General features: G+C 74.8%; 16 protein-coding genes. 7 read left to right on the forward strand and 9 right to left on the reverse strand.

The genetic code is table 11. The annotated features are described in order from the left end of the window. Positions 1-31: 31 nt before the first annotated feature. Entirely contained in the window at positions 32-3,610 is a 3,579-nt protein-coding gene (locus tag AB0G74_RS01430; RefSeq protein ID WP_361139073.1) for an ATP-dependent DNA helicase, read from the reverse strand. Between the two features lie 494 nt (positions 3,611-4,104). Further along, positions 4,105-4,569, reverse strand: a complete 465-nt coding sequence (locus tag AB0G74_RS01435) for an MGMT family protein (protein ID WP_361139076.1) — start codon at positions 4,567-4,569, stop codon at positions 4,105-4,107. Positions 4,570-4,873: 304 nt separating this feature from the next. On the opposite strand from AB0G74_RS01435, the gene AB0G74_RS01440 reads away from it, so the two are divergent. From AB0G74_RS01440 to AB0G74_RS01450, 3 genes are all read left to right on the forward strand, one after another. Next, entirely contained in the window at positions 4,874-8,422 is a 3,549-nt protein-coding gene (locus AB0G74_RS01440) for a lysylphosphatidylglycerol synthase transmembrane domain-containing protein (RefSeq protein WP_361139078.1), read from the forward strand. Between the two features lie 193 nt (positions 8,423-8,615). Next, the gene (locus tag AB0G74_RS01445) at positions 8,616-10,286 is read left to right on the forward strand and encodes an alpha/beta hydrolase (RefSeq protein ID WP_361139081.1); all 1,671 of its coding nucleotides are present in this window, start codon (positions 8,616-8,618) and stop codon (positions 10,284-10,286) included. Between the two features lie 120 nt (positions 10,287-10,406). After that, positions 10,407-12,038 (forward strand): alpha/beta hydrolase, encoded by a 1,632-nt coding sequence (locus AB0G74_RS01450; RefSeq protein WP_361139083.1) that lies wholly within the window; start codon positions 10,407-10,409, stop codon positions 12,036-12,038. A gap of 148 nt (positions 12,039-12,186) precedes the next feature. Here AB0G74_RS01450 and moeZ read toward each other — a convergent pair whose 3' ends face one another. From moeZ to AB0G74_RS01485, 7 genes are all read right to left on the reverse strand, one after another. Beyond that, positions 12,187-13,365 carry an adenylyltransferase/sulfurtransferase MoeZ gene (gene moeZ, locus AB0G74_RS01455; protein ID WP_361139085.1) on the reverse strand — a complete coding sequence of 393 codons (1,179 nt, stop codon included), beginning with the start codon at positions 13,363-13,365 and terminating at the stop codon, positions 12,187-12,189. A gap of 63 nt (positions 13,366-13,428) precedes the next feature. Continuing rightward, positions 13,429-14,400 carry a spherulation-specific family 4 protein gene (locus AB0G74_RS01460; RefSeq protein ID WP_361139492.1) on the reverse strand — a complete coding sequence of 324 codons (972 nt, stop codon included), beginning with the start codon at positions 14,398-14,400 and terminating at the stop codon, positions 13,429-13,431. Between the two features lie 197 nt (positions 14,401-14,597). Further along, positions 14,598-15,716 (reverse strand): NAD-dependent epimerase/dehydratase family protein, encoded by a 1,119-nt coding sequence (locus AB0G74_RS01465; RefSeq protein ID WP_361139088.1) that lies wholly within the window; start codon positions 15,714-15,716, stop codon positions 14,598-14,600. Between the two features lie 285 nt (positions 15,717-16,001). Beyond that, the gene (locus AB0G74_RS01470; protein ID WP_361139091.1) at positions 16,002-17,546 is read right to left on the reverse strand and encodes a hypothetical protein; all 1,545 of its coding nucleotides are present in this window, start codon (positions 17,544-17,546) and stop codon (positions 16,002-16,004) included. Continuing rightward, the gene (locus AB0G74_RS01475; RefSeq protein ID WP_361139094.1) at positions 17,543-19,702 is read right to left on the reverse strand and encodes a glycosyltransferase; all 2,160 of its coding nucleotides are present in this window, start codon (positions 19,700-19,702) and stop codon (positions 17,543-17,545) included. The genes AB0G74_RS01470 and AB0G74_RS01475 overlap by 4 nt, the downstream gene beginning before the upstream one ends. A 300-nt stretch (positions 19,703-20,002) precedes the next feature. Then, entirely contained in the window at positions 20,003-21,775 is a 1,773-nt protein-coding gene (locus AB0G74_RS01480) for a DUF3152 domain-containing protein (RefSeq protein WP_361139097.1), read from the reverse strand. A 9-nt stretch (positions 21,776-21,784) separates the two neighbouring features. Continuing rightward, on the reverse strand, positions 21,785-22,750 hold the full coding sequence (locus AB0G74_RS01485; RefSeq protein WP_361139100.1) for an alpha/beta hydrolase: 966 nt from the start codon (positions 22,748-22,750) through the stop codon (positions 21,785-21,787). A 341-nt stretch (positions 22,751-23,091) separates the two neighbouring features. Here AB0G74_RS01485 and AB0G74_RS01490 point away from each other — a divergent pair, with 341 nt between their 5' ends. From AB0G74_RS01490 to AB0G74_RS01505, 4 genes are all read left to right on the forward strand, one after another. Next, positions 23,092-23,412, forward strand: a complete 321-nt coding sequence (locus AB0G74_RS01490) for a hypothetical protein (RefSeq protein ID WP_361139536.1) — start codon at positions 23,092-23,094, stop codon at positions 23,410-23,412. Between the two features lie 229 nt (positions 23,413-23,641). Continuing rightward, the gene (locus AB0G74_RS01495) at positions 23,642-24,295 is read left to right on the forward strand and encodes a TetR/AcrR family transcriptional regulator (protein ID WP_361139103.1); all 654 of its coding nucleotides are present in this window, start codon (positions 23,642-23,644) and stop codon (positions 24,293-24,295) included. A gap of 392 nt (positions 24,296-24,687) precedes the next feature. Then, positions 24,688-24,915 carry a DUF3107 domain-containing protein gene (locus tag AB0G74_RS01500; RefSeq protein WP_358825750.1) on the forward strand — a complete coding sequence of 76 codons (228 nt, stop codon included), beginning with the start codon at positions 24,688-24,690 and terminating at the stop codon, positions 24,913-24,915. 173 nt (positions 24,916-25,088) lie between these two features. Next, a complete protein-coding gene (locus tag AB0G74_RS01505; RefSeq protein ID WP_361139106.1) occupies positions 25,089-25,361 on the forward strand; it encodes a hypothetical protein in 273 nt (90 codons plus the stop codon). Positions 25,362-25,388 lie beyond the last annotated feature (27 nt).

The following is a 25,388-nucleotide window of genomic DNA, read 5'->3' on the forward strand; positions in this document are numbered from 1 at the left end:
CCCCCCACACACAGGCTCCTGCGGGCGGCGGTCAGTCGATGACGTGGCGGCCTTCCGGGCGGGCGCTGCAGGAGGACTGGAACGTACAGGTCGCGCACTGTGTGCCCGTCGTGGGGGTGAAGCGTTCGTCGAGGACGCGGCCCGCCGCCGTGGCGAGGAGTTCGCCGACCCACTCCCCGGCGAGCGGTTCCTGTGCCTGGACGCGGGGGAGTTCCTCGCCGCCTTCCCTGCGCGGCGCGGGCTGCCGCAGCTGGACGAGTTCGGCGCCGCCGGGCACGGGGCGGTCGCCGTCGAAGGTGTCGTCGAGGGCGCCTTCGCGTACCGCCAGCTGGTAGACCGCGAGCTGGGGGTGGCGGGCGACCTCTTCGCCGGTGGGGGCCTGTTTGCCGGTCTTGAAGTCGACGACGTACGCCCGGCCGTCCGCGTCCCTCTCGACCCGGTCCATGGAGCCCCGGATCCGTACCTCGTACTCCCCCGCTTCCAGGACGACGTCGAAGTCGTGTTCGGTGGCGGCGGGGGTGCGGCCGCCGCGGTCCATCACATGCCAGCGGAGGAAGCGCTCCAGCGCGATCCTGGCCTGCCGTTTCTCCTGTTCCGACTTCCAGGGCGCGTCGAAGGCGAGGGCGCCCCAGACGGATTCGAGGCGTTCCATCAGGACGGCGAGGTCGGCGGGGGTGCGGCCGGAGGCGACCTCGTCGGCGAGTACGTGGATGACGTTGCCGAAGCCCTGGGCGGCGGTGGCGGGGGCGTCGGCCCTGACCTCCCGGCCGAGGAACCACTGGAGGGCGCAGGCGTTGGCGAGCTGGTCGAGGGCGCTGCCGGAGAGGGCGACGGGCCGGGTGGCGTCCCGTAGGGGGGCGGTGCTGTGGGTGGGTTCGTACAGGCCCCACCAGCGGTCGGGGTGCGCGGCGGGCACCAGGGGGCCGCCCTCGTCGTCGTGGAGGGCGGCGAGGCGGGCGAGCCGCCGCGCGGCGGCGTCGCGGAGGGCGGGGGCCGCCGACGGGTCGACGGTGGTGGCGCGGAGTTCGGCGACAAGGGCGGAGACGGCGAGGGGCCGCCGGGGGCGGCCCGCGACGGCGACGGGCTCGACGCCGAGTTCGGTGAGGAAGCGGGACGGCTGGTCGCCGTCGTCGGCGGGGGCCTTGACGGCGGTGACGACCAGCCGGTCGCGGGCCCGGGTGGCGGCTACGTAGAAGAGCCGGCGTTCCTCGGCGAGGAGGGCGCCGGGGGTGAGGGGTTCGGCCAGTCCGTCGCGGCCGATCCGGTCGGCTTCGAGCAGGGAGCCGCGGCGGCGGAGGTCGGGCCAGAGGCCCTCCTGTACCCCGGCGACGACGACGAGCCCCCATTCGAGGCCCTTGGCGCGGTGGGCCGTCATCAGCCGGACCGCGTCGGGGCGGGTCTCCCGGGCGAAGAGGGTGTCCGCGGCGATGTCCTGGGCCTCGATCTCCTCGATGAAGTTGAGCGCGCCGCGGCCGCCGGTGCGTTCCTCGGCGCGGGCGGCCGTGTCGAAGAGGGCGCAGACGGCGTCGAGGTCGCGGTCGGCGTTACGGCCCGCGGCGCCGCCGCGCAGGGCCGCGTTCTCCAGACGCTGGGGCCAGTACGTCCCGTTCCACAGCTCCCACAGGGCGTCCTCGGCGGTGCCGCCGCCGTCGAGTACGGCCCGGGTCCTGGCCAGCAGGAGGCCGAGTTCACGGGCGCGGCGGGCATAGCCGGGGTCGTGGACGGCGAGCCGTTCCGGTTCGGCCACGGCTCGGGCGACGAGCAGGTCGGAGGGGGGCGGCAGCCGGTTTCCGGCGGCGCGTTCCTCGTCGCGCAGGGCCCGGCCGAGCCGGCGCAGGTCGGCGGCGTCCATTCCGCCGAGGGGCGAGGTGAGCAGGGTGAGGGCGGTCTCGGTGTCGAGCCATCCGGCCCCGGCCCCGGTATCAGCATCGGCATCGGCCGCGGGGGCTGGGCCCCCGTCTCCGGCCCTCTTCTCGTCAGCGGCCTCGCCATTGGTCCCGTCCTCGGCCGCGTCCTGTTCCGGGCCGGGCTCGGCGAGCGCGCCGTCGGCCGGTTCCGGTACGCCGTCGTCCGGGCCGGACGACGATCCGGCATCGGCATCGGCACCGGCACCGGTGTCCGCGTCGGATCCGCTGTCGGCCGCCGGGCCGGCCGGAGCGGCGGGCGTGGCGGCGAGCGGGGTCGCGACCGCCCGCAGGGCCGTGAGCAGGGGCGCCACGGCCGGTTCATGGCGCAGGGGTACGTCCGCGCCGTCGACCTCCAGCGGTACCCCGGCCGAGGTGAGCGCGCGGCGGACGGTCGGGATGGTCCGGCTGCCCGCCCGGACCAGGACCGCCATGTCGTGCCAGGGGACGCCGTCCTCCAGATGGGCCCGGCGCAGGACGTCGGCGATGTTGTCCAGCTCGGCGGAGGAGGTGGGATAGGTGTACGCCTCCACCACGCCGCCCTCGCGGACGGCGGCCAGCTCTCGGTGGGCCCGGACCTTGTCGGCGGGCAGCCGGGTGAGGGGCATCCGGCGGGTCAGCAGCCGGGTGGCCGTCAGCGGTACGTCGCCGCTCCGGCGGGAGGTGGTGAGCACGGCGACGCCCGCCGGGGTGCCGTCGGTGTGCGGGAAGGCGGTGGGGAAGTCGAGGATGCCGTTCACATCCGCGCCCCGGAAGGCGTAGATGGACTGGTCGGGGTCGCCGAACGCGACCAGGGTCCGGCCGCCGCCCGCCAGCGCCCGCAGCAGCCGGACCTGGGACGGGTCGGTGTCCTGGTACTCGTCGACGAAGACCGCGTCGTACGGGAAGTCGTACGGGAACCCGCGCGCGGGCGCGGCGCGCTCGGCGAGCAGAACGGCCCGGTGGACGAGTTCGGCATAGTCGAGCACGCCCTGCATATCGAGGACGTCGAGGTATTCGGCGAGGAAGGACGCGGCGGCCCGCCAGTCGCGGCGGCCGGTGCGTTCGGCGAACCGCTTGAGCGCGGCCGGGTCGAGCCCCAGCTCCCGGCTGCGGGCCAGCACGGCCCGGACCTCGTCGGCGAAGCCCCGGGTGGTGAGGCAGGCCCGCAGTTCGTCGGGCCATTCGTTGCGGGCGAGCCCGTCGGCCTCCAGCCCGATCTGGCCCGCGAGGAGTTCGCGTACGGCCACGTCCTGCTCGGGCCCCGAGAGCAGCCGCAGCGGCTCGGCGAAGAGGTCGGCGTCCTGATGGGCCCGGATCAGGGCGTAGCAGAAGGAGTGGAAGGTCGTCGCCTGCGGGCCGTGGGCGCCGCCGAGCCGGACGGCCATCCGGTCCCGCAGTTCGACCGCGGCCTTCCGGCTGAAGGTCAGGACGAGGATCCGCTCGGGGTCGGTACCGGCCGCGATCCGGGCGGCGACGGCCTCGACGAGGGTGGTGGTCTTGCCGGTGCCGGGGCCCGCGAGGACGAGCAGGGGGCCGTCGCCGTGGTCAACCACGGCGCGCTGCGCGGCGTCAAGGAGGGGGGGATCCGTCGTTCCGGGCTCGGTACGCACCAGCCGGTACGCACCCGGGTTCCGGCCTCCGCGCCCCTGAGCAGGGCGTGCTGAAGCCCCGTACCGCGCCGATCGCGGGTACGGCGTACGCCCGGTGGTGGAGGAGGAACTCACGTGGATCGCCGGTCCTGGTGGGTGTGGTGGTGCTGATGGAGCGGGCGGGGCCGGAGCCGCGCGCTGAAGACGCTACCCCGGGCTCCGGGGCGGTCGGGTCGGCGGGCCCGGCGGGTGCCGGAGGCGCGGGAGCGGCCGGAGCCGGGGCCGTACGCCCCCGGACGACCGGCACCGACGCCCGTAAGACGGCCGGGGCGGTTCCGCCCGCGACCCGACGGAACCGGCCCGGCTCCGCGGGGCACAGATGCCGTGCGCGCCGTGGGGTACGGGTACGGGTCGTCACGGTCCCGGTGGCACGGACGGTAACGCAGCCGGAAACGCGGCGGAGAACACGGCCGGAAACGGAGCCGGGACGGACGGTCCGGCCGGTGGCCGGAGCCGACCGGGCGGCCCGTACGGCTCCGCCCGCCGGGCGGGGTACGACCGGAGCGCCGGGGCGGTCCGGGGCCTCCCGGTACTCCCCGGGCAGCCGTCCGCCGGGCTCCCGGCGGTGGTCACCGTCGATCGCGGGCGCCGCCGCTCTCCAGGCCGGGCCCACGGTCACCGTCGTCGTCACCTTCGCCCGCACCGGCACCGGCACGGTCGCCCCGGTCGTCACGATCCCCGAGGTCGCCGCCCGTGCCGCCCGTACCGCCGTCCCAGCGGGCCCGGCGCATGTCGATCCGGGGTATGTGTCCCTCGGCGCTCGCGGGCGCGATCCGCAGCGGGGTGCCCTCCGCGCGGTAGTGCCCGAGGGCGTCCGGCTCGTGTCCCGGCAGCACGGTGCCGTCCGCGCGCACCACCCGCCACCAGGGCACCGCGCCGCCGAACAGCGCCATGACCCGGCCGACCTGACGCGGGCCGCCCTCACCGAGCCACTCGGCGATATCGCCGTACGTCATCACCCGGCCGGGCGGGATCCGCTCGGCGACGTCGAGCACCCGCTCCGCGTAGTCCGGGATCTCCACGACCTCTTCCATCCCGCCATCCTGCCCCACCGCACCGACAAGCCGGGGTGCCTGTGGACAACCCCGTGCACCGGACGGCACGGGCCGTCAGGATGGACGGACCGCGGCACGGTCCGGGAAGCCGCGGAAGATAGTTACGACACGGGGCGAAAAGGGTGACCATGACCGACTCATCGCGAACTATTGCGCAGGTCACGCCGGTACAGGACACCCTGATGGCCGTCCGCGGGGCCCGGTCGTGCCACCATCGTGCGCGGACGGTGACGGGTGATACGTGACCGGGAGGACACCGGGACGGCGGAGAAGGGAGCGGGGTGTGCGGGCTGGCACAGCGGCTGACGCCGACGGCACCGGGCCCCGCCCGGAGGATGCCGGGACACCCGCCCCGACGACCGGAGGCGCCCCGTCCGACGGGGTGCCCGACGACAGCAAGGACGATAAGCCGATCGAGGACATGACAGAGGCGGTCGACGGCGCCGGATCCGCCGCGGGCGGTACCGGCGCCGGGCGTCGGCGTGCCCGCGCCCGGTCCGGCGACGGCACCGGTTCCGGCCCGGGCGGCGCGAGCGGCTCCGGCCGCGTACAGCCCTCCGGTGAGCGCAGCCGGGCCGATTCACGTCCGGCCCCCGGCGGGAAGAACGGACCGGCCGCCGAAACGCGACCGCGTGCCGGTACGCCCACGGCCTCCGGTTCCGATTCCAGTTCGGGTTCGGGCTCGGGTGCCGACACCGGCCCCGGCCCGGATTCCGGTTCCGGTCCGCCTCCGGGCTCCGATACGCCCTCCGGTACCGACGGTCGGCCCGGGACCGGAGCCGGAGGGTCCGGCCGGCGCGGCGGAGGTACCGGCGGCCCGGGTGCGGCAGCCGGATCCCGCGCGTCCGACGGCGACGACGACCGGGACGACCGTGACCGCCGGGACGGCCACCGCGACACGGACGACGCCGCCGGTGAGCCGGGGCCTGGAGCGACCGCGGGGGACGCTCCCGCCCCGGCCCGCCCGGCGGATCAGTCGGACCGGCCGGACCGGCGCTCCGGGGACGAGCCGACCACCGAGCCCGACCCCGACCCCACAGACGACCCCACAGACGAGCCCGCCACCGACCCCACGGACGGGCCCGCGCGGGACTCCGGCGCCGAGTCGGTCGCCGGTGCCGACCGGGTCTCCGGCGACGAGCCGCTGCTCGCCGCCCGGGTGCACCGCCCGTCGGATCTGATGCGTTTCCTCGGCGGCGTCCTCGCGATCGCCGTCCTCCTCGCCATCGCCGCCTTCGCCCAGGGGACGACGACCGGCCTCGAACACGACATCAGCAAGGGGACCGAGCAGGCCCCCGTCCTGCTGGTGAAGCTGGCCGGTCTGGTCTCCTCGATCGCCGTCCTCCTGGTCCCCATCGCCTTCGCGATCGAACGGCTGATCAAACGGGACGGGCTGCGGATCGCGGACGGCGTCCTGGCCGCGGTCCTGGCCCACGGGGTCACCCTCGCCACCGACCTCTGGGTCGCCCGGATGGCCCCCGACAGCGTCCAGGAAGCCCTCACCCGGGCCCAGGGCGGCGGTCTGACCGACCCCGTCCACGGCTATCTGGCCCCCGTCATCGCCTATATGACGGCCGTCGGCATGGCCCGCAGACCCCGGTGGCGGGTGGTGCTCTGGGTGGTCCTGCTGCTGGACGCCTTCGCCATGCTGGTGGCCGGATACACCACCCCGTTCTCGATCGTGCTCACCGTGCTCCTCGGCTGGTCCGTGGCGTACGGCACCCTCTACGCGGTCGGCTCGCCGAACGTCCGGCCCACCGGCCAGACCCTGCTGGCGGGTCTGCGCCACGTCGGCTTCCGCCCGGTCACCGCGATGCGCACGGAGGACGCGCCCGACGGGCCCGACGGCACTGCCGAGGCGGGCGACCGGGGCCGCCGCTATCTGGTGACCCTGGAGGAGGGGCCACCCCTCGATGTCACCGTCGTCGACCGCGAACAGCAGGCACACGGCTTCTTCTACCGGCTCTGGCGGCGGCTGACGCTGCGCTCCATCACCACCCGCCGCTCCTCCCTCCAGTCGCTGCGGCAGGCGCTGGAGCAGGAGGCTCTGCTCGCGTACGCGGCGATCGCGGCCGGGGCCAACGCGCCCAAGCTGATCGCCACGTCCGAGCTGGGACCCGACGCGGTGATGCTGGTCTACGAGCACCTGGGCGGCCGTTCCCTGGACGCCATGGCGGACGACGAGATCACCGACGACGTCGTCCGCGGGGCCTGGCGGCAGGTCAAGGCCCTCCAGTCGCGCCGGATCGCGCACCGCAGGCTGACCGGCGACGCGATCCTGGTGGATCGTTCCGGCAAGGTCATCCTCACCGATCTGCGGGGCGGCGAGATCGCGGCGGGCGATCTGGTGCTGCGGATGGACGTGGCCCAGCTGCTGGTCACCCTGGGTCTGCGGGTGGGCGCCGAGCGGGCCGTCTCGGGGGCCCTGGAGGTCCTCGGGCCGGACGCGGTCGCGGACTGTCTGCCACTGCTCCAGCCGATCGCCCTCAGCCGCTCCACCCGGGCGACCCTGCGGCGGCTGGCCCGGGAGCGGGCCGAGCGGGAGCGCGAGGCCGTACTGGAGGCGTCGGCGGCGGCCCGGCGGGCCCGCGCGGAGGCCGCGGCGGCCCATGACACCGACGGCGGGGTCACCGCGAAAGCCCCCACCGACGAGACCGACGAGACCGCCGGGGCCGTTGAGACCGGCAGAGCCGACCAGGCCGCCGAGCTCACCAAGGCCGGTGGAACAGCCAAGCCCACCAAGACCGGAAAAACCGAACGGACCGGCAAACCGGACAAGGCCGACAAGCGAGCCGTCGAAGAAGCGCTGGAGGAGACCCGGGAGGAGGACCTCCTCACCCAGATCCGCCATCAGGTCCTGCTGATCCGGCCGCAGGCGCCGGTGGAGCCGGTCCGGCTGGAGCGGATCCGCCCCCGCACCCTGGTCAGTCTGATCGCGGGCGCGGTGGCCGCGTACTTCCTGCTCTCCCAGATCGCGGGCAACAACCTGGGCGCCGACTTCAGCAGCGCCCACTGGATGTGGGTGGCGGTCGCGGTCGCCTTCTCCGCCCTGAGCTATCTCGCGGCGGCGATGAGCCTGCTGGGCTTCGTCCCCGAACGGGTGCCGTTCCCCAGAACCGTGCTCGCGCAGGTCGCCGGGTCCTTTGTGAAGATCGTCGCCCCGGCCGCGGTCGGCGGTGTCGCGCTGAACACCCGGTTCCTCCAGCGTTCCGGGGTACGTCCGGGGCTCGCGGTGGCGAGTGTGGGCGCCGCCCAGCTCTTCGGGCTCGGGGCGCACATCCTGCTGCTGCTGACCTTCGGCTATCTGACCGGTACCGAGAAGACACCGTCGCTCAGCCCGTCCAGAACGGTCATCGCCGGTCTGCTGACGGTCGCGGTGCTGGTCCTGGTGGTGACGGCCATCCCGTTCCTGCGGAAGTTCGTCTCGACCCGGCTGCGGTCGCTCTTCGCCGGGGTCGTGCCGCGGATGCTCGACGTACTCCAGCGGCCGGTGAAGCTGCTCACCGGTATCGGCGGCCAGCTCCTGCTGACCTTCGCCTTCGTGATGTGCCTCGACGCGTCGGTCCGGGCGTTCAACGACGGCGCCCAGCCGCTGAGCTACGCCAGCCTCGCGGTGGTCTTCCTGGCGGGCAACGCCCTGGGGTCGGCGGCGCCGACACCGGGTGGTGTGGGCGCGGTCGAGGGCGCGCTGATCCTCGGCCTCATCGCGGCGGGCGTACCGAAGGACGTGGCGACCGCGGCGGTACTGCTCTACCGGATCCTGACGCTCTGGCTGCCGGTGCTGCCGGGCTGGCTGGCGTTCAGCCATCTCTCCCGCAAGGGCGCCCTCTAGGTCGTCGCCGGAGGCGCCCCCCTTCGTACGAGGGGGGCGCCTCCGGCGCGTTCCGGCAGCCGGACCCGGTCCGGGGGCGCGCCGGGCATGGAAGCCGCCCCCGGACCGGAAGCCACGCCGGGCCGGGGGCGGGCGACCACCCGAGTGGACCACCGCGGGGGCGGTCTGTCCGCCCGGCCCGCACGATGGCGGCATGCCGACCTCTGCCACCACCGTGCGTACCGCGGCCGTCGCCGCCTCCCTCTCCGTCCTCCTGGCCGCGGGCTGTTCGGGCGGCGGCGGGGACGAGGAGGGCGAACCCGCCGCCGGGACGACCAGTACGGCGGCGGCGGACCGCACCGCGTCCCGTACGGCGGATGCCTCCCGCACCCCGGAGCGGGCGAGCGCGTCGCGGACCGCGCCCCCGCCCCTGGGCCGCGAGCTGACCGGCCAGAAACCCGCGTGGAAGGCGTGCCCGGCGCCGTCGCAGGCAGAGGGCGGCGGAGCGGCGCCCGAGCCCCCGCCCGGCGGCTCGGCCTGGGAGTGCGCCACCATCAAGGCGCCCCTCGACTACGCCGACCCGGACGGCGAGACCATCGGTCTGGCACTCATCAGGGCCGAGGCGACCGACCCGGCGAAACGTATCGGCTCATTGATCTTCAACTTCGGCGGACCCGGCGGTTCCGGAGTGACGACCCTGCCCGCCGCCGCGACCGACTACGGGGCCCTGAACACCCGCTACGACCTGGTCAGCTTCGATCCGCGCGGCGTCGGCCGGAGCAAGCCCGTGGAGTGCGAGAGCGATGCCGCGCTGGACAAGTTCTACGCCCTCGACGCCACCCCCGACACGGACGCCGAGGTGACCGCGTACAACAACGGTCTGAAGTCGTACGCCGCCGCCTGCGACCGGCGCTCGGGCGCCGCGCTCCCCCATGTCGGGACCGAGAACGCGGCCCGCGACCTCGATCTGATGCGCCAGGTCCTCGGCGACGACAAGCTCTCCTACTTCGGCATCTCCTACGGCACCGAACTGGGCGGGGTCTACGCCCACCTCTTCCCGGCGAAGGTCGGCCGGGCCGTCTTCGACGCGGTCGTGGACCCGACGAAGAACTCCGAGCAGAGCTCACTCGGCCAGGCGAAGGGCTTCCAGCTCGCCCTGGACAACTTCGCCAAGGACTGTGTGGACCGGGGCGACCAGTGCCTGATCGCCGGTACCACGGTCGCCGAGGTCGAGGGGCAGATCACGGAGCTGCTGAAGCGGCTCGACCGGCAGCCCGTCCCGGCCGCCGGGGGCCGGGAACTGACCCAGACCCAGGCTCTCAACGGCATCGCCCAGTCCCTGTACTCACAGCAGTTCTGGCCGCTGCTGGAGCAGGGCGTGGACGAGGCGGACGGCGGCGACGGATCGCTGCTGCTCGCCCTCTCCGACGCGATGAACGGCCGGAACGAGAACGGCGAGTACGACAATATGGGCGCCGCCTTCACCGCGATCAGCTGTGTCGACACCGAGGACCGCGTCCCGGTGGCACAGGTCGAGGCGAAGCTGCCCGCGTTCCGCGCGGCATCGCCGGTCTTCGGCGACTATCTGGGCTGGGGCATGCTGGGCTGCACCAACTGGCCCGTCCCCGGCACCTGGGAGCACCCCGACGTGTCCGCCCCCGGCGCCCCGCCGATCGTGGTGATCGGCAACACCGGTGACCCCGCGACACCGTACGAGGGCGCACGGGCGATGGTCGGCGCGCTCGGGCCCGGCGTCGGGGTCGAGATCACCTACGAGGGCCAGGGCCACGGCGCGTACAACGCGACCAGCACCTGTGTGAAGGGCGCGGTCGACGCCTATCTGCTGGAGGGGCGGGTTCCGGCGGCGGGCACGGTCTGCCGCTGACGTACCGGCGGCCGAAAACCGGTACCGGCACGCTGTCAGTGGCGGTACATAGGATGGAACGACTGTCGAAGGAACGGGGTCCCGGGCCGTGCAGGGCCGGGCCCCACGGGGGATTCCATCATGCGTTACGGATCTATCGGACCCGGCGTCCGCCGGGCGGCGGCCCTGGCGGTCGCGCTGGTGCTCGCGGGCACCGCCTGTACAGGGGGCGGGGGCGGGGGCCCGAAGCCGCCGCCGAAGCCATCCGCGCCGTCGGGGGAATCCGGCGGAACAAAGGCCCCGGACGAGCAGCCGCCCACCCGCGCGGCGGGGGCGTCACCGGCACCGACCGGTGCCCTGCCCGCCGCGCTCACCGGGCAGCGGCTCGACTGGTCGGCGTGCGACGCCCCGGTCAAGGCCGACGGGTCGGCCGCGGAGAAGCCCGGCTCCTCCTGGCGGTGCGCGACGATGAAGGCGCCGCTCGACTACACCCGGCCGGACGGCGAGACGATCGGGATCGCCCTGATCCGGTCGAAGGCGAAGGACGAGCGGGACCGGCTCGGCTCCCTGCTCTTCAACTTCGGCGGCCCGGGCGGCTCGGGCGTCGCCGGGCTGCCGGGCGCCGCCGACGGCTTCACGGAGCTGAACCGCCGCTACGACCTGGTCAGCTTCGATCCGCGCGGGGTCGCCGAGAGCTCCGCCGTGGTCTGCCGGGACCACCAGCAGACCGAGGCGGCCCACCGGGTCGACGCGACCCCCGACACCCCGGCCGAACAGCGCGCGTACATGGCGACGGCCGCGGACTTCGGCGAGGGCTGCGCCCGGCGTTCGGGGAAGGTGCTGCCCCATGTGGGGACGGCCAACGCGGCCCGCGACCTCGATCTGATGCGCCAGGTCCTCGGCGACGGCAAGCTGAACTATCTGGGCTTCTCGTACGGCACCGAACTGGGCGGGGTCTACGCCCACCTCTTCCCCGGTAACGTGGGGCGGCTGGCGATGGACGGCGTCGTCGATCCCACGGCGGACTTCGCGGGCGGCCCGCGCAATCAGGCCCTCGGCTTCCAGCGGGCCCTGGAGAACTACTACAAGAGCCGGGGCATCGGCGCCGACGCCGGGACGGCCCGGACGGTGAAGCTGCTCAAGGGGCTGGACTCCCGGCCGCTGCCCGCCGGGGACGACCGGCGGCTGACCGAGACGATGGCGCTCACCGGCATCATCCAGGCGCTCTATACCGAGGAGTACTGGCCGTATCTGACGGACGGTCTGGAGGCGGCCGAGCGGGGCGACGGATCCGTACTGCTGGCCTTCGCCGATATGTACACGGGCCGGGACCGGAAGGGCCGTTACACCACTCAGGACCACGCACAGCGCGCGATATCGTGCGCCGACGCCGCGGCCCGGCCCACGACCGCGGAGGTGACCTCGCGTCATCTCGCCGAGTTCACCGAGGTCTCCCCCGTCTTCGGGCCCTATCTGGCCTGGGACGTGGCGGGCTGGTGCGCCGACTGGCCGGTGGACGGGGCGTGGGAGAAGCCGAAGGTGTCGGCGAAGGGCGCGGCCCCGATCCTGGTCGTCGGCACCACGGGCGATCCGGCGACCCCGGTCGAGGGCGCCGAGCGGATGGCCGAGGGCCTGGGCGCCGGAGTGGGTGTGCTGGTCACCAGCAAGGGCGAGAACCACGGCTCGTACGGCTTCTCGAAGTGCGCTACCCGGCTGGTGGACGACTATCTGCTGACGGGCAGGGTCCCGCCGAACGGGACGGTCTGCTCCTGACGGGCGGGTCCGGGCCGGGTCCGGGCCGGCCGGGCCCGGGCCGGGCCATTGGGCGGGGGCCGCCACCGTACGGACACCGTACGGGCCGGGCCCCGGCGGACGCGTCGAGGACGCGGCGCCGGGGCCCGGTGAGCGATACGCGGGTCGGTCAGTAGACCGGCTTGTGCGGCTCGATCTGGTTGACCCAGCCGATGACACCGCCGCCGACATGGACGGCGTCGGAGAAGCCCGCCGACTTCAGGACGGCCAGCACCTCCGCACTACGGACACCCGTCTTGCAGTGCAGGACGATCTTCTTGTCCTGGGGCAGCCCCTGGAGGGCCGTACCCATCAGGAACTCGTTCTTGGGGATCAGCTTGGCGCCGGGGATCGAGACGATCTCGTACTCGTTGACTTCCCGGACATCGATGATCTCGATGTTCTCGTCGTCGTCGATCCACTCCTTGAGCTGCTTGGGAGTGATCGTCGAACCGGCCGCCGCCTCCTGGGCCTCCTCCGAGACGACACCGCAGAACGCCTCGTAGTCGATCAGTTCGGTGACGGTCGGGTTCTCGCCGCAGACCGCGCAGTTCGGGTCCTTGCGGACCTTGACCTGGCGGTACTGCATCTCCAGGGCGTCGTAGATCATCAGTCGGCCGACCAGCGGCTCGCCGACGCCCGCGAGCAGCTTGATGGCCTCGGTGACCTGGATCGAGCCGACGGAGGCGCAGAGCACTCCGAGGACACCGCCCTCGGCGCAGCTGGGCACCATGCCCGGCGGCGGGGGCTCGGGGTAGAGGCAGCGGTAGCAGGGGCCGTGCTCGGACCAGAAGACGGACGCCTGCCCGTCGAAGCGGTAGATCGAGCCCCAGACATACGGCTTGTCGAGCAGCACACAGGCGTCGTTCACCAGATAGCGGGTGGCGAAGTTGTCCGTGCCGTCGACGATGAGGTCGTACTGGCCGAAGATGTCGAGCACGTTGTCGGCTTCGAGCCGCTCCTCGTGCAGAACGACATTGACGTACGGGTTGATCCCGAGGACCGAGTCCTTCGCGGACGCGGCCTTGGACCGGCCGATGTCGGACTGGCTGTGGATGATCTGACGCTGCAGATTCGACTCGTCGACCTCGTCGAACTCGACGATGCCGAGGGTTCCGACACCGGCCGCGGCCAGATACATCAGGGCGGGGGACCCGAGTCCGCCCGCGCCCACACAGAGCACCTTGGCGTTCTTGAGCCGCTTCTGCCCGTCCATCCCGACATCCGGGATGATCAGGTGGCGGGAGTACCGGCGGACCTCGTCGACGGTGAGCTCAGCGGCTGGCTCGACCAGGGGTGGCAGCGACACGGGGACTCCGATGCGTCGGTAAGTCAGTACGGTTGTTCTCCCGTAACACTGCCACGCGCCTTCTCATTCCGAGACACCTGGTCCGATCTGCGAGACGAAATCGTCCCAGTAGCCGGGCAGGCTCTCGAATGCCCGGGAATGTCCGATCGCCGGGGCGTACTCCGTACCGCCCGCCTGATCAGCCACCGGACCGTCGGCGGACAACGGCACCGGGCCGGAACCGAGGCCGGTGCCGGTGTCCGGGCCGGTGCCGGACGGCGGTCCGGCCGGGCGGTCCGCCCGCCGGTCGGTGAAGAAGACCGTGCCCGCACCCTGCCAGCGGGCGATCCTGACGGCCTCCTCCAGATGCGTCCGCGGCACCCCGTGGACGAAGTGCGCGAACCGGCCGGGCGGATGGTCGGCGGTCCACTCCGCCACCTGCGACCAGCGGTAGTCGGCCCAGGAGCCGCAGAAGGTGACGAGCTGGTCGGCGATCTCCGCGTAACCCGGGTACGGCTGGGTGCCGTGGCCCAGGACCAGCCGGACCGCACCGGACCGGGCCACGCCGGACCGGCCCACGCCGGACCGGGCCGGGCCGCCGGCCGCCGTCCCGCCCGTGTCCCCGCTGCCGATGCCCGCTCCGGTACCAGTACTGGTGCCGGATCCGGTGCCGATGCGCGTTCCGGTGACGCAGCCGACGGTGCCCGCGACCGCCCGCAGGACCGCCGTCGTCCGCCGGACGGCGGCCAGCCCGGCCCGGTCCGAGGGGCAGCGGTCCAGCAGGAACCCGCCGACCCGGTACCAGAGCGCGTACCGCTCCGCGTCCGCCGCCAGCTCGCCGACCGGACGGGCGCCATGGGCCAGGTCGAGCTGGCCCAGCACCCGTACGCCCGCGTTGACCAGCCGCCCGGCCGCCGCCAGACAGTCCGGGTCGGGGCGGTCCCCGGGCCCGTTCGCCACCGTGAGGACGACCCAGTCAAGGGGGGTCCCCGGCCGGGTCAGCGCCGTCCACTCGGCGGCGGCGAGCAGCGGATGGGCGTACCCCGGTACGCCGATCCGCAGCCTGCCCCACTCCCCGGCCGCCGTTTCCGGGGCCGTCTCGGGGGCCGTCTCCGGGAGCCGGGCCCGAACGTCCCCGAGGACCGCCGGTCCCGGAAGCGCCGTGTCGTACCCGTACGGCGCATACGGCGCGCGGGCCGGGTACGGCGCGACCCTCACCGGCCCCGCCGCGTAGCGCACTCCCCCGCCGCCGGTCAGATCCGGCATGCCGCCTCCATCCAGATATCGGCGAGCGATTCCTCCAGATTGATCCGGGGCCGCCAGCCGAGCCGGTCCCGGGCGGTCCTGATGTCGGCCTGCTGCCAGTTGCCGCAGCCGTCGGGGTAGGGAACGGGGGCCGCGGCGAGCTGTTCGAGTACGGATTCGGCGCGCGGCGCTCCGATCCCGGCGCCGCCGAGCGGGCCGTGGCCGGGAATCCCGCCGTGGCCCACGGCGCCGAGGTGGCCGCCGGGCCCGCCGTGCCCGGCCCCCGGGCCGCCGAGACCCGGGTGGACGGCGTGACCGCCGTGACCCGCGAGACCGTTGTGGCCGAGGCCGCCGGGTCCGGACCGTCCGGGCGGGGTGTCCAGTTCGTGCAGCGCGCCCGCGTACCCGGCGACCCGGGCGAGGACGGCCGCCGCGTCCCGGAGCCGTACGGCCCGCCCGGTGCCGATGTTGACGACGCCCTGCGCGGCGGAGAGCGACGCGGCGTGCACCGCCCGGGCCACGTCCCGTACGTCGACGAAGTCGCGCTGGACCCCGAGCCCGCTGAGCTTCAGCTCCCCGTCCCCGGACTGCATCGCCCGCCGCATGGCCTCGGCGAGCCGCCCGAGCGGCGATCCGGCCGGGGTGCCGGGGCCGACCGGTGAGAACACCCGCAGCACGACGGCGTCGAGTCCGGAGCCGAGGACCAGTTCGGTGGCGGCCAGCTTGCTGACCCCGTAGGGGCCGCCGGGCCGGGGGATCGCGTCCTCGGCGGTGGACGATCCCTGCTGGGAGGGGCCGTACTCGGACGAGCACCCCACCTGCACCAGCCGCGCCCCGCAGCCGCTGCGGCGCAGCGCCTCGCAGACGGTGGCGACGGCGACCGTGTTGTGCCGGGTGAGTTCGCGGGCGCCGCCCCGGGTGGCTCCGGCGCAGTTGATCACCACCCCCGGGTGGACGGCGGTGAGGAAGCGGGTGAGCGCGCCGGGGCTGCCGCCCGCGAGGTCGAAACGCACATCGGCGTCGTCGCCCCGGCCCAGGGTCGTCAGATGGACGGCGGGGTCGGCGAGCAGCCGGTCGGCGACGAAGCGGCCGAGGAATCCATTGGCACCGAGCAGCAGCACCCTCATCGCGCGCCCCCTTCCTGATGACGGGTCCGGGCTGGGGATTGGCGGGTCATGTCGTGTTTCTCCTTCGGGTGTCGCCGCCGTCGCGGCGACGTCTGATCCGGCGGACGCCGGTGGTACGGCACAAAGCGGAGGTACGGGTACCGGGCCGCCCGCCGGGGGTGGGACGGGAGCGGGGCGGGCGGACGGTACGGGGACGGGGGACGTAACGGGTCCGGCGACCGGCGCTCCGGCGGGGACACCGGTACGCGGGGCGGCGGGCGAGGGGGCGGCGGGCGCCGCCGGTCGTCAGGTGTGGGCGGAGGCCCGGGACAGTACGGCGGTGGCCCGGACCAGCAGCCCGCCCGCGACCACGCCGCAGACCAGGGCCGCGATCCCGCCGGGGCCCCACGCGGCGGTCACCGCGTCGACCGGTCCGGCCGCGGGTCCGAGCCCCGGCAGCCGGGCGGCGAGCAGGAGCAGCGCCACCAGTGTCTGTCCGGCGCAGGCGGCGGCGAGTCCGGTCACCGCCGTCGCCGGGAAGCCGTGGACGGCCAGCAGCCGGGCCGTGAACAGCAGCAGCCCGAGAGCGACCGTCGCGGCCGGGGTACTGCCGTCGCCGACGGCGTCCGCCGTCGACCAGGCAGCGACCGCCGTCGCGGCGGTGAAGGCCGCCGCCGCGCCGAGGATCAGGGGGCGCGACCCGGCCGCGAAGTCGTCCAGCCTGCGGCTGTCGCCGAGCCTGCGCCGGATCCATACGGAGAGCGCCCGGGCGCACCAGGCGGCGGGCGCGACGGCGACGGCCAGCGCGATCAGGGGCGCGGGCATGAGCGAGACCCCGCCGGTGCCGCCGCCTGTGACGCCGCCTTCGGTGCCGCCCGCCGGTCCCGCCGGGCCGAGGAGTTCGGTGAGTCCTTCCCCGTATCCGGCGAAGCCCAGCAGCAGGGCGGTCAGTACGGCACCGAGGGCGGCGCCGGGGCGTACGGTACGGCTCCGGGCGCCGCTACGGGCTCCGAGCGCCCCGGCGCGCAGGGTGTACAGCACGGCACAGCCGACGGCGGCCGTACCGAGCGCGCCGACGGCGGTCCGGGCCGCGCCGTCGAGCAGGGTCCAGCCGACGGCGGTGGCGACGGCCGCCGCGCCGGGCAGCAGCGCGCGGGCGGCGCCCCCGGGCGGACGGTCGGCGGGGGGCGCCCCCGCCGGGTGCTCCGCGCCGTTGCCGGGCACCCGGGCGTACAGCTCCTCGGCGAGGGAGAAGACGTCCCGGTGCCGGAAGCGCCCGGCGATCCGGTCGGTGATCCCGTGGGCTTCGAGCCCGGCGGCGATCTCCAGTGGGTCGACGGCCCGCTCGCACAGTTCCCGGTGGCGGCGGAGCAGGGCTTTCACCGGGTCGCCGGACCCGGGGCGGAGCTGCGCCGACCCGCCGGAGGCCGGGTCCGAAGCCCCGTCGGAGGCGCTGGTCACAATGTCCGGGTCCGGCCCCCGGGCGGTGTCGGCCCCGGAAGAGATGGTCGCGGTCGTCGCGGTCGTCGCGGTCGTCGCGGTCGGGACCGTCGCCGCCGTCGTGGCACCGGCGGACGGGGTGGTGTCCACCGCCGGGACGCCACCGCGCTCCGGGGCCGCCGGGCGCCCGGTGTCCTCCGGCGCCGTACCGTCCGGCCCCGTACCTCCTCCGAGCAGGGCGTGGGACCGGGCGTCCCAGCCGCCCGCGCCCACGGGGGGACGCGGTTCGTCGCCGGGCGCACCGGCCGGGGCCGGGGATCCGGCCGCTTCCCCGCCGGGAGCGGTACGCGCCGGCGCGGTGCCCGGGCGCTCCGCGCCCGCCACCGGTCCGGCGATCCGAGACGTGGTCATCCGCGCGCCCCTTCCGCCACCGCCGGAACCCCGGCCCGGACCGGCGCCTCATCGGCCGTCAAGACACCCGGGAATACCGGCACTCCGCCACCCGTCACCGGCCCCACCACACCCGATGCCGTCCGTACCGGCTCGACCGGCGTAGGCGATGCCCGCCGAACGGCTCCGTCCGCCGTCCGGCCGCCGGTGCGAGCGGCCCCCGCGGTCGCCGCCGGGTGCATGGCGAACGAGACGACGGGGGCGCCCCGTTCCCAGCTCATCGGCGTGAACGTCTCGGCGGGACGGCCGAACGGCAGGGGATCGCCGCAGCTGCCGAGCGTTTCGCGGTGGACCGGGGACCCGGCGATGATCTCCAGATAGAGCGCGTGGAAGGCCGCCGTGTTCCGCTCGGTGGTGAAGAGTTCCAGGGCGCGGGCGCGCGCGGCGGCGCCCAGCCGGGCCGCGCGCTCCGGATCGCCGAGCAGGGCGACGACGGCGTCGGCGAGGGCCCGCGGCCTGCGCGGCGGTACCACCAGCCCCGTGCCGCCGATCACCTCCACGACGGCGCCCGCGTCCGTCGACACGGTGGCCCGGCCGCAGAGCATCGCCTCGACCAGGATGTGCGGAAAGCCCTCGACGGCGCTGGCGGAGACGACCAGCGCCCCGGCGGCGCAGACCTCGGCGACCGCCGAACCACCGGGCCCGCCGGAAACATCGAGGCGCTCGAAGGTGACGGGGGCGTCGCCCGAGGCGTGGAGATCGGCCTCCCCGGCGGGGAAGAGCTGGGCGGCGAGCCAGCGGCAGTGGGCGAGATACGCGGTCTCCTCCGCGCCCCGCGCGGGGGCCGCGCAGAGCCGGAGCCGGGCGCGCGGCTCCCTGGCGCGGATCTCGGCGAAGGCGTGGAGCAGGCCGACCAGGTCCTTCCCGGGTTCCGTGGGACCGGCCCAGATCAGGGTGTACGGATCACCGGGCGCCGGGGAGTCGCCGACGGCGGCGTACCGTTCCGCCGGGACCCCGGGGTGGACGGTCCGCAGCTTCGCCGGGTCGGCGCCGCATTTCTGCTGCCAGCGGCGGATCCCGGCGTCGCCCGGGGTGATCAGCGCCGCCTGGGCGTACACCTCGGCCGTGAGGGCCCGCCGGAAGGCGGTGAGCAGGGCGCGGACCGGCGCGCTCAGGGGCGTACCGCCGAAGCCGGTCGCGCCGGGTGCGCCCGGTGCGCCGGTGGTACGGCTCCGGGCGCTCCCGCCCGCCGGGCCGTCGGCGTACTCCCCGTACTCCCCCGTCCGAGGGGTTCCGGCCTCGGTGACCTCGGAGGCACCGATTCCGCGCGCTCCCAGGTCACCGGCACCGGCCGGGAGCCCGCCGGGGGGAAGCGATCCGGCCCGGAGTCCGCCGGCCGCGGCCAGATAGTGGGCGCGCAGTTCGGCCCCGTACTCGGTGACGAGCAGCGGTACCCCGCAGAAGCGTTTGGCCAACAGGCCGGGGAGTGCCGTGGGCCCGCCGGAGACGGCATGGCACAGATCGACCGCGGCGAGGCCGTCGTCGCCGTACCAGTCGAAGGAGAGGGGGCGCAGGGCCCGCTCCAACTCCCCCGCGAAGGTGAGGTAGTCGGGGACGGCCGCGGCGTGCACGCTCCGGTGCGCGCCGGGCGCGCGGCAGCCGGACTCGACGATCCGGACGGCGCGTTCGGAGCGGAGCGCGGCGGCCAGTCCGCCGTGTTCCCGGGCGAGTTCGGCGAGTCCGTACAGTCCGTCGGCGAAGCCCTCGGCGGCCTCCCGGGCCCCGGCGGGGGCTCCGGCGCCGGTCGCGCGGACGGCCGTCACCAGGTCCGTGAAGTGTTCGGTGAACCGTCTGCGGGCCCGGCGGCCGAGTGCCGGGCCGCCGCCGTCCCCGCCGGGCGGCCCGGGGGGCGCGATCCTCAGCCGTCGTACGCGGGGCGCGGGCGCCGGGGCGTGACCCGCGTACGGCGAACGATCGGCGGGCGCCGTGTACGCCCGCTCGCCGACGGTCCCGAAGGTCCCACCGGACCCGCCGGCTCCGGCGTGCGCGGTGTGGTCGGCGTGGACGTACACATCGAACTCGTGCTGTGTGAGCCCGCGCACGAGCCGGTCGCACCAATCGGCCGACCCGTTCGACGCATACGGACGGCCGTCGTCCGTGAGCAGTCCGATCCGCATGAGCGCACCCCCGATCTCCCTTGTCGGCGACCGCCGTTGAACTCGGCGGCACGCGGCGGAACGACCGTAAGCCGGGGTCACGGGGGTACGACGGACGGTTGTCCGCCGCGCCACCGGAAGGGGTGAATACCCGTGACTTTCCCCGCGCGGTAGCGTTCTGTCGCGCTATGAGTGCACTCTGTCACCGAAGGTAAAGCATGGGCCATACATTCGGGTGCCCCGGGCCGGGGGAACCCCCGCCGACAGAGCGAGGAGGGGCCCGGCGCGGCGGAGAGCGCCGTATCCCGGAGTGAGGGCGCGTCAGCTCTCGGGGTGGACCCAGGGGTTGGCCCGGCAGCGCACACCGCTCTCGGCGACCAGGGACTTGGTCTGCTGCATCATCACCGGGGCGAGTTCACCCTCGGTGTCGCAGTCGACATGGCCGAAGCCGAGCCGGTGTCCGACCTCGTGGTTGATCAACATCTGTCGGTAGGCATACATCTTGTCCGGCCCGAAGGTGTCCGAACCCAGGCCCCACCGGTAGGCGTTGATCATCACCCGTTCCGTCAGCGCCGAGTCGCAGCTCACCGTGGAGATGGAGGTGATGAGGTCCGACTTGGCGCACCACACGTCGGTGGTGCCGGGGCTGGCGAGGGTGATCACGAAGTCCGGCCGCCCGGTGGAGATCCGTTCGAAGGTCCGGTCGCCGTCGCCCGCCCAGCTCCGGCGGTCGTTGAGGGTGCGCTGGACGGCGGTGGCGAACAGGACGCCGTCCATCTGGAGGCCGTCCTCGACATCCACCCGGTAGCGGACCTTCTTCCCCTTGCCGGGCGCCTTGTCGAAACCGGGGACCGCCTTGAACGTCCCGTCGGCGGTCAGTTTCCGGTCGACCGGGAACCGGGTGGCCATCAACTGGTCGTAGGTGGGGGCCTGGGGCTTGGTGTCGCGGACCGGCGGCCGACGGTCGACGGAGCGGGAGGCGGCGCCGGAGTCGTCGGCGCGCTCGGTGTCGGAGGTACTGGTTCCGGGGCGGCGCTCGTTCTCGGTGGCGACCTGGCCCGCGACGACGACCGCGAGCACGGTCGTCACCGCGGCGGCGGCGATCCCGGTGAGAGTGCGGCCCTTGCTCGCGGCGAGCGGAGGGCGTTGCGCGGGTACGGACGCGCCGGCCTCGGGCTCCGCGTCACCCGCGCGGTCACGGGGCGGCTCGCCGCCCGGACCGCCGGGGCCGTCCGGAGCGCCCCCGGTCCCGGCTTCGGGTCCGGCGCCGGAGCCGCCGAAGGCATCGACGAACTCCCGGCGCGGGCCCGGTATCCGGGACCCGGCCGACGGCCCGGGGGGCGCGCCGCCGGGGCCGGGGCCACCAGCGGGTCCGGGGGTGCCGCGACGGCCGCGACGGGCCCCCGGAACGGCCTGCTCCGGGGAGGTGTGCGGTGGTACGGCGGTACCGGCGCCGGTGCCCCAGCCGCCACCCGCCTCGTGCTGCTCGGGATGGCCGCCCCGGGTGGCGGGGGCGGCGCCGTAACCGAAGGCCGTGTGTTCGGGGCCGTAACCGACCGGGCGGCCGTGTCCGCCCGCACCGGCGCCGGGGCCGTGCGGAGCGTGCGGCGCGCCGCCGTGGGGTGCCGGGCCGCCCTGGGGGAACCGCCCCTGCGGGAACGGCCGGGCCGCCGGGGAGCCCGGAGCCGAACCGGGGCCCGGACCGGTGCCGTAGGAGGGGTACGCGGAAGGGGAGCCGGTGTCCTGGAGCCCGGGCCCGCCGCCGTGCGCGGGCGCCGCGCCGCCCCCGTAGTAGCCGTCGCCCCCGTGGGAACCCGCGGGGGATCCGCCATGGGAGCCGTGAGAGCCGTGAGGACCGCCGTAGCCGCCGCCGTGCCCGGGGTGCGCCGTGGACGCGGGGGCCTCCTGATAGCGGACATCGCCCCCGTGCGCCTCGCCCCCGAAGGTGTCGTGGGCGTCGCCCCGGCCGTACTGCTCCGGCGGGGCGGGGGTGCGGGCGCCCTCGTCCGGGCGCGCGACGGGCCCCGCCCCGGGACCCGTGCCCGGCTGCGGGGATCCCTTGGGCGCGGGTCCCTTACGGCTGTGTCGTCCCACGGGCCCCGATCAGCTCCTGCCGCCGTCGTCGATCAATTCCCGGATCGCCTGCGCGACCGTCTCCGGGTACTCCATCATCGCCACATGACCGGCGTCCGGGAGCGTCACCAGCCGTGAGTCCCGGAAGGCGGCGGACGCCCGGCGGGCCATGCGGTACGAGACGAGCCTGTCCCGCCCCCCGTACACCAGCAGTGTCGGCGCGAGCACCCGCTCCGCCTGCCGCCACAGCCCGTGTTGGCCGCCCAATGTGTACGCGTCGACGATACCGCGCGCCGAGCGGGCCAACGCGTCCCAGAAGTACGGCAGCCGCATCCGCCGTTCCATCTCGGCCACCGCGTGGCCGAAGGCTTCGTCCGAGACCCGGCCGGGGTCTCCGTAACAGAGCGCGATGACGCCCCTGGTCCGGCGCTCGGCGGGCCAGTCGCGGGAGGCCCGGGCGAAGAGCCCGGAGATTCCCGGCAGGGCGAGCATGCCGGTGGGAACGGCGGTCCGCTGGACGCGCAGTTCGGGCAGGGCCGGGGAGATCAGGCCGAGGGTGCGGACCAGATCGGGGCGGACGGCGGCGACCCGGGTGGCGACGGCGCCGCCGAGGGAGTTGCCGATCAGATGGACCGGTCCGCGCCCGGCGGCGTCCAGATACCGGATGACGGCACGGGCGTGCCCGGTGAGCGAGTAGTTGCCGTCGTCGGGCGGCGGGGAGTCGCCGAAGCCGGGCAGATCGACCGCCTCGCCGTCCACGGCGTCCGCCAGCAGCGGCATCAGGGACGACCAGTTCTGGGACGAGCCGCCCAGTCCGTGGACGTAGAGCGCCGGGGGGAGTCCGGTCCGCGCCGGGGGGCGGGAGCGGACGGTGAGGCTCAGTCCGGGGAGCGCGACCGTACGCAACTCCTCACCCTCGGCGACCCGCACGGCGGCGACCTCGGGAACCACGGGCGCGAGCGAGAGCGGGGCGCCGGGCAGCTCGGTCGAAGACATGCGGCAATGTTACGAGAGGATCACACCGCGAAACGTGTGTTCGGCGTCACAAGGGGCACGGGATCGTATAGCGCCCGGGTTCGTCAGCTCCTACGCTCGTAAGAACAAGGAACAAAAAGGAGGGGCCCGGAAGCCCGAAGGCCCGGAGAGGCACTGAGAGCCACCGGGAGGCACGCGGTACGGCGACCGGCGGGACCGGTCACGGCGGGGGCAGCGGACGGAGCGGACGGAACAGGGCCGGAAGCGCCCTCGGGGATCGCCGGGACCCCCGGGATCACCGGAGGCGGGAACCGCGCGCGGGCCGGGGAACTCCCCCGGACGGCCCGAGGAAGAGGTGTCCCATGGCTGACGTCGACCCCACCGGTCCGGACCGGTCCGCCGGAGCCCCGGCGTCCGGCGGGTTCGTGCCGCGCTCCGCGTCCGAAACCCCCGAGAATCACGAGAACCCCGATGAGACCGGCACCGGCACCGAGCCGGGGGCGGCCTCCGGCGAGACGACGGATCCCAGTACGGCCGTACCGGAGGCCGACGCCGCCGAGCAGCACACCGATGTCCGGCCCCTCGACGACGAGCGGCCCCGGATCGACCTGGACCGGGCGAACGAGGCCGACGCGGTGGAGCAGTCGCGGGTGGTCGCCCTCGACGAGGACGACTACCGGTGACCCGGTGCGAACCCCCGGTGCCCTCGCGCGCACTGCCGGTCCGGCGCCCGGCGGGCGGTCGCGGTGGCCGCCGATCCGGCGACGTGCCCCTTTTTGCCCCTGAATCGGAAGCTACCGCGACTGTCCGGTCCGTGAAATTCTGCGTCCGCGACGCGCACGGCCGGGTTACCCAAAAGTACGATGGCGGGCGCGGCGACGACCGCGCACGGAACGATTTTGGGAGGCGGCCGTGACAGCCATCGAGCAGACAGAGGCGGCTCGCCCGCGGGGCACCCGGCTGCCCCGCCGAGCCCGCAGAAACCAGCTGCTGGGCGCGGCCCAGGAGGTCTTCGTGGCCCAGGGCTACCACGCGGCGGCGATGGACGACATCGCCGAGCGGGCCGGGGTCAGCAAGCCGGTGCTCTACCAGCACTTCCCGGGGAAGCTCGAACTGTATCTGGCCCTGTTGGACCAGCACTGCGACGCGCTGTTGCAGGCGGTCCGCACGGCGCTGGCGTCGACCACCGACAACAAGCAGCGGGTGGCGGCCACCATGGACGCCTATGTCGCCTACGTCGAGGACGAGGGCGGGGCCTTCCGGCTGGTCTTCGAGTCCGATCTGACCAACGAGCCCGCCGTGCGCGAGCGGGTGGAGCGGGTGTCGCTGCAGACCGCGGAGGCGATCTCCGATGTGATCGCCGAGGACACCGATCTGTCGAAGGACGAGTCGATGCTGCTGGCCGTGGGCCTCGGCGGCGTCGCCCAGGTGGTCGCCAGGTACTGGCTCTCCCGGGACACCGGTATCTCCCGCGACCGTGCGGTGGGGCTGCTGACGTCCATCGCCTGGCGGGGTATCGCGGGCTTCCCCCTCCAGGGCGCCGAGCAGGGCGAGCCGCCGCGCTGATCCCGCGCCGCGCCGCGCGCCCCCGGCGGAACCGTCCGGCGGGCCCTTCCGGCTGCCCCTTGCGGCGGCACGGTCCGCCGCGCCCGGTCCGGCGGCGCCACCCGGCGAATCGCCCGGCCCACCGCCGCCCGCCGCAGCCGTCCGGCCGGACCGGAGCCGCCGCCTCCGGCGTCGTACCGCCCCCGGGAATTCCGTTCCCGTCCCGCCCGGGACGGCCGCTTCCCGGGGCTTCCGCCGGACCCGCCGCCGCGGGTGATCCCGGGCCGCCCCGCGCCCCTCTGTTCGCTGATGGCGTTCTCCCGCGCGGCTGAGCGGGCCCGCCACCGGACTAATGTGTCCTGGGTACGGCGCGGTGATCGCGCGACAGACTGACCGTTCGGAGGGACATAGCCGTGGAGGTCAAGATCGGCGTGCAGCACGCACCCCGGGAGATCGTTCTGGAGAGCGAACAGACCGCCGACGAGGTCGAGAAGGCCGTGGGCGAGGCGCTGGCGGGCAAGGCTCGGGTGCTCAGCCTCTCGGACGACAAGGGCCGCAGGATCCTGGTGCCGGCCGACCGGATCGCGTACGTCGAGATCGGCGAGCCCGCCACGCGGCGCGTGGGGTTCGGCGCGCTCTGACCGAACGCCTCGCGCGGGGCCCCGGCGGATCTTCCGCCGGGGCCCCGCCGCGTGGCGGGAGGCCGGGCCGCGCCGGTCCGGATGCCGGTCCGGATCAGGGTTGTCCGCTCCGGTCAGGGGGTAGTACGGGCTGTGACCGCACTCCCCCGTCCGTGTTCGTGAGGTGATCCGCAGTGCTGCTGGCGGCCATCGGCTCGGTTCTGATCGGCTCCGCCCTGTCGTGGGCGGCCGTCCTCCGGCTCGCCGACCGGCTTCCGGAACGGCGCGCGGTCTTTCTCGCCGGTCCGCTGGGAGCCCTCTTCGGCGCCTATCTGACCCAGGTGACCCTGGGCCCGGGGCATGTCCCGGCGATGCTGACGGGTGCCGCGCTGATCGGTGCGGTGACCCTGTCGCTGCTGGTACGGCCCACCAGGGCCCGGCTGCGCGGTCGCGCCCTGCCGTTCTGACCCGCGCCGCCCGCGCCGCCGGCCGGT

Origin of the sequence: Streptomyces sp. NPDC020875 (assembly GCF_040641415.1) — a bacterium.
In the GTDB taxonomy this organism is placed as follows: Bacteria; Actinomycetota; Actinomycetes; order Streptomycetales; family Streptomycetaceae; genus Streptomyces.

Bases quoted from the DNA above. Each gene is read 5' to 3' on its own strand.
- AB0G74_RS01475 (WP_361139094.1), bottom strand. From the start codon at position 19,702: ATGCGGATCGGACTGCTCACGGACGACGGCCGTCCGTATGCGTCGAAC.
- AB0G74_RS01465 (WP_361139088.1), bottom strand. From the start codon at position 15,716: ATGAGGGTGCTGCTGCTCGGTGCCAATGGATTCCTCGGCCGCTTCGTC.
- AB0G74_RS01435 (WP_361139076.1), bottom strand. From the start codon at position 4,569: ATGGAAGAGGTCGTGGAGATCCCGGACTACGCGGAGCGGGTGCTCGAC.
- AB0G74_RS01470 (WP_361139091.1), bottom strand. From the start codon at position 17,546: ATGACCACGTCTCGGATCGCCGGACCGGTGGCGGGCGCGGAGCGCCCG.
- AB0G74_RS01490 (WP_361139536.1), top strand. From the start codon at position 23,092: ATGGCTGACGTCGACCCCACCGGTCCGGACCGGTCCGCCGGAGCCCCG.
- AB0G74_RS01485 (WP_361139100.1), bottom strand. From the start codon at position 22,750: ATGTCTTCGACCGAGCTGCCCGGCGCCCCGCTCTCGCTCGCGCCCGTG.
- AB0G74_RS01450 (WP_361139083.1), top strand. From the start codon at position 10,407: ATGCGTTACGGATCTATCGGACCCGGCGTCCGCCGGGCGGCGGCCCTG.
- AB0G74_RS01445 (WP_361139081.1), top strand. From the start codon at position 8,616: ATGCCGACCTCTGCCACCACCGTGCGTACCGCGGCCGTCGCCGCCTCC.